Here is a 4,212-nt window from a genome sequence, read left to right on the forward strand (position 1 = left end):
CTCCCATGATCACCAAAGCCTGGGTTTTTAACGCCGAACAGATCAAGGGGGTACCTCCAATAGCAAAAAGCTCGGAGATTAGCCAATGGGAAAAACTGAACAGGGTAGAAGGTCTGGTAAAAAACACCGGTGCCAGCATTTCACATGTCCATGGAAATAGCGCTTATTATTCACCCCTGGGGGATAATATTAGAATGCCCGAAAAGACACAGTTTAAATCTTCCGACAGGTATTATGCCACGCTTCTACATGAGCTGGGTCATTGGACAGGGCATAAGAACCGGTTGGATCGGAGTATTATGAACAGTTTTGGCACACAGGAATATGCAAGAGAGGAACTAAGAGCTGAAATCGCCAGCATGATGTTGGGAGCTGAGCTACAGATTGGTCATGATCCCGGGCAACACCTGGCCTATGTGGACAGCTGGATAAAAATTCTTACCGAGAAACCCTTTGAAATCCATCAGGCAGCTTCAGATTCCCAAAAGATCATGGATTACCTGATGGCCTTCGATAGAAAAAAAGAATTGAAACAGGTTGCTTCGAAAAGCTCCACATCGGATACTGAGCCTGTCGAAGTACCCGATGTGGTGCGGATACCAGAATTGTCCCAGCAGCCGGAAAATAAAGAACAAAAACAAGAAATGGAAACCACTTTAAAATTTGGAAGATGATCAAGGAAAAAACATTACCTATGAAAGACCTGAAAATATTTGGGATTTATAAAGATGGAAAGTTTACCATTCCTAAGGAACAGGTACAAGCGTTGCAGGAAGGTAAAATGACGGATGTAGTAGCCTTGAAAAACCTGAAAGGAAAAGATATACAAATAGACAACCTTCCGGCCAGGCTTTCCATTGTAAGAGGGGTTGATGGAAACCCTTCTTTAAGAATTGATCCGGTGTACAAGTCCCCCAATTCCCATCCAAAACTCTCTACGGAGGAGAAAGAGCGACTTATCAGGGCAGAGATTGCCAATATTCGTAAAAACTATGTCGACAAAAATGGGAATGTTAGGACGGAAATCATTGCATATGATAAAGATACCAAGCAGTTTATGAGCTATGATCCCAGGTCGGTGAAGGCACCTGAAGCTGTCAATAACCAAAAACTAACAGCAGAGCAAAAAAGGAAATACAAGGAAGGGGAAATGGTGGAATTGCCTGATGGCACTCAGTTTCAGTTCTCCACTTCAGATCGAAAAGGTGTGCGGTCCAACCGAAATGGTTTGGTATTGTCTATCCTTTTGGATGGAGGCTTATCCTATTTATTGCTTACAGGAATAGGCAGGATGTTGGGTAAAAAAAGTGGTGAGGAACAATCCTATTCAAAAGGTTATCAGGATGCACTCCAAAAGGTACAAAAGCAAATTGAGCGAAGAATTGCGCTAAACCCTAATGATAAGGATGCCTTGAGGGATAGGAATAATGTCCGAGAAGAAATGTCAAAAGTTGGAACCCAACCGGCTAAATATCAGAATAGGAGTGGTGATGAAGTAAAACGCTTTAACTCCATAGATACAGAAGAAGGTAGGAATCCAAATAAGAAATCAGAAAACGATGAACACCGTCAGAGAAAAATTTGAGCTGTTGGAAAGCCTTGGGGTGAGTAGGGAAGTACATCAGCTGTTTTCGGAAGTTTTGCGGGAAGATGAAAAAGGCAGGTTGATTGCAGATTACCTTAATGAACATGGAGGTGTGGTGGATCGTGAAGTTATTGCTGTGCTTAATCATAAATTGTCCTCCAGGGGAGTCCTTTATTTCTCACCAGCTGAGCCTGAAAACGTCAGGGCACTGTATATATCTGATGCATTTATGCATTTGATTTACCTGGTACAAAGAAAAATGGGGTGTGTGAATTTCGCTTATGCTGCTTTTCTGGCCATTGGAGCTAAAATGGATAAAAGACTAATTTTAAAAGGCGTTGAACAGTACCCAAAGGGAGTAAAAATTTATACTGTATTTGGTCATTCCCTGTTAAGTCGGATCAGGGACTGTAAGGTTCAACATTGGCTGAAAGGTGAGGATTGCCTTTTTACGATTGCAGACAATAGGGTAGTTGCATCCTTTAAAGGGAAGGAATTCTGTATGCCAATAAGGGAGTTTTCATTAAGAAATCATTGCAGGCAGGTAGGGCAGAGACAAACGGTAAGCACTTGTAAACCTTTTGATAAAAATATTGATAATTTTTATATGTTTTATTATTTTTAAGATTACAAATACGATATTATTTTAATTTAAATACCGTTAAAATTTTAAATATGCAATAAACATTCTTTTAATGTTTTGAATAAGAATAACCAAATTGACCTACCGTTATGAGAAGATTAAAGACACTCTTTTTTTATGCTTGCATTTTTTTAGCAATCTCTTGCAACAATGAGCCTCATGAGGCCCCCCTAGTGGAAAAAACAGCCCGGATAGAAATTGCTTTTGAAGGAAGTGTTGAACAGTACCTCGTTAATTTCGGAGTTCATTCCCTCTACAAGGGCCAAAGCGGTTTTGTCAGTGCCACCATCGTTCAGCCCAGTGAGCTGGAATGGACACAGATCATCGAACAGGCCAATACCTTTAACCTTTCCACCTCCGCCACCTTTTCCGAGCTCGTAGTTGAATCAGAAGAGCCTGTTCATACATTCGGGTTTAATTTTAATGTGGTTCACACAGGTGATATTCCCACTGAAGACTTCGAGAATTTAAGAGCTACTATCAAGGTTTTTGGAGACAATGCTGAGATCCAAACCTTCCAATATACTGCTAAACCGGTAGGGGAGGTCTCGGAGGTTTTGAGTGAGGTGGTGAGGTTTTGACTGTTTAAATAATTCAGCAAATTTTGATTTTGTTTTAATTTTTTCCCATCCATATTTTGGGTTTACTTTAATAAATTTTGCATCAATAAAAAATATATGTAGCTGAGATTTAATAATTGGAGTGATGGTCATTATTTTTTGAATGGGAAAGCTAAAATTGACCTAGTTTTTTCGAGGTAATAAAAGCGTTGCAAAGCTAGAGAAATAAAAGTTCTTAACTTTGTACTCATTAGCCAACCGTTTTATGCTTTATTAGTTTTTTATCGTCGGAACTGCAAATGTTCTCGGAATTAAATATATCAAGAAATTCTTGATATAGCCTTAGCTGCAGTTGGTCAAATTTTACCCTATCAGAAAAATATCCGTAAAAAAGTAATCTATTTTCATGAACATTAAGGGAAATATAAAACATGGAAAGGTAAAATTCATGATCGATTATTTTTCTATTATTATCCAAATGTATTAAAATACTTAAGGAAGATTGTATCAAAGCTCTAACTCTTGCAAAACCTTGGGATAAGGCAAAATCGGAACAGTCACCAAGCTTATTTCCTCTTTCAGAACTGTTTAACGAGTCCCAATCATCTGAGGAATAGGCTGTTTTTAACACTTGATAGAGTTTTTTGATTTTTTCAATAAGGTTTTCGTCTCCATAGTTTTCTGAAAAAGATAGTTTTGATTGAATTCTAAATTGTTTCAATAATTTGAAAAATACATTTTCAAAAGATTGAATTTGAAACTGTATATTCTGAAGTTCTAGTTGTTCTTTTTGCCCTTTAATTTCTTGCCGGGTATCCTTAAGCTCTTTAATGTTATTTTGAATTTCAATTTGTTGTTGGATGATGGAGATTCTCTGTCCTAGGAATGCAACAAATACAAATAAAACCCCGGCCAATGCGGCAAATGTCCCTGAAACACCGCCTATAAAAGAACCATGGTCAGTTTCAAGCCACGATTCATTCTTAATTAAAACATCATAGGCTACATCGCCTACAGGAATCAATGTCAAAATTACAAAAAACCAACCTAAATATGAATAAATCATGATTTGGGTTTCAAGGGAAGAAATTTTAGCCTCCATATCTTTCATTTCTAAATCTAATAATTTTCTAGCAAACTAAATAGCTCTTATATTTTACGCAGGCTAGTATTAATATTTTTTATCTATAGAAAACTGTCTATAAAAGATTAACTCCCTTTCTGCTTATTAAAGAGCACGAGAGGTGTTTTTTGATTTATTTGAGGTTTAGATGATGATTTATAAGAAATCAGAGGCTAACTATTATTTATTTTAATAATTACGGAGATGTAGCGAATCAATGACTCACCAAAGGTATGGGCTATTTTTTCACATGCATCCGAGATGATTTTCAGAAGTATACCAAGGAACTACGGCATAATAG

General features: G+C 37.5%; 5 protein-coding genes. 4 read left to right on the forward strand and 1 reads right to left on the reverse strand.

Translation table 11 applies throughout. The features are described 5' to 3' along the window. The 4 genes from AAC037_RS20635 to AAC037_RS20650 all read left to right on the forward strand — a co-directional run. Positions 1-674, forward strand: a 674-nt coding sequence (locus AAC037_RS20635) for a zincin-like metallopeptidase domain-containing protein (RefSeq protein ID WP_339905274.1), incomplete at its 5' end; no start/stop codon positions are given. After that, positions 671-1,585 carry a DUF4099 domain-containing protein gene (locus AAC037_RS20640; RefSeq protein ID WP_339905276.1) on the forward strand — a complete coding sequence of 305 codons (915 nt, stop codon included), beginning with the start codon at positions 671-673 and terminating at the stop codon, positions 1,583-1,585. The genes AAC037_RS20635 and AAC037_RS20640, both read left to right, overlap by 4 nt. Beyond that, a complete protein-coding gene (locus tag AAC037_RS20645; RefSeq protein ID WP_339905277.1) occupies positions 1,560-2,210 on the forward strand; it encodes a hypothetical protein in 651 nt (216 codons plus the stop codon). The genes AAC037_RS20640 and AAC037_RS20645 overlap by 26 nt, the downstream gene beginning before the upstream one ends. 107 nt (positions 2,211-2,317) lie before the next feature. Then, entirely contained in the window at positions 2,318-2,809 is a 492-nt protein-coding gene (locus AAC037_RS20650) for a hypothetical protein (protein ID WP_339905278.1), read from the forward strand. 229 nt (positions 2,810-3,038) lie between these two features. Here AAC037_RS20650 and AAC037_RS20655 read toward each other — a convergent pair whose 3' ends face one another. Then, complete coding sequence (locus AAC037_RS20655) at positions 3,039-3,899, reverse strand: hypothetical protein (protein ID WP_339905280.1); 861 nt, start codon at positions 3,897-3,899, stop codon at positions 3,039-3,041. Between the last annotated feature and the right edge of the window lie 313 nt (positions 3,900-4,212).

Origin of the sequence: uncultured Cyclobacterium sp. (assembly GCF_963976465.1) — a bacterium.
GTDB lineage: Bacteria > Bacteroidota > Bacteroidia > Cytophagales > Cyclobacteriaceae > Cyclobacterium.

What these genes read in the sequence shown, in the direction of transcription:
- AAC037_RS20640 (WP_339905276.1), top strand. Translation starts at nt 671, where the DNA reads ATGATCAAGGAAAAAACATTACCTATGAAAGACCTGAAAATATTTGGG.
- AAC037_RS20645 (WP_339905277.1), top strand. Translation starts at nt 1,560, where the DNA reads ATGAACACCGTCAGAGAAAAATTTGAGCTGTTGGAAAGCCTTGGGGTG.
- AAC037_RS20650 (WP_339905278.1), top strand. Translation starts at nt 2,318, where the DNA reads ATGAGAAGATTAAAGACACTCTTTTTTTATGCTTGCATTTTTTTAGCA.
- AAC037_RS20655 (WP_339905280.1), bottom strand. Translation starts at nt 3,899, where the DNA reads ATGAAAGATATGGAGGCTAAAATTTCTTCCCTTGAAACCCAAATCATG.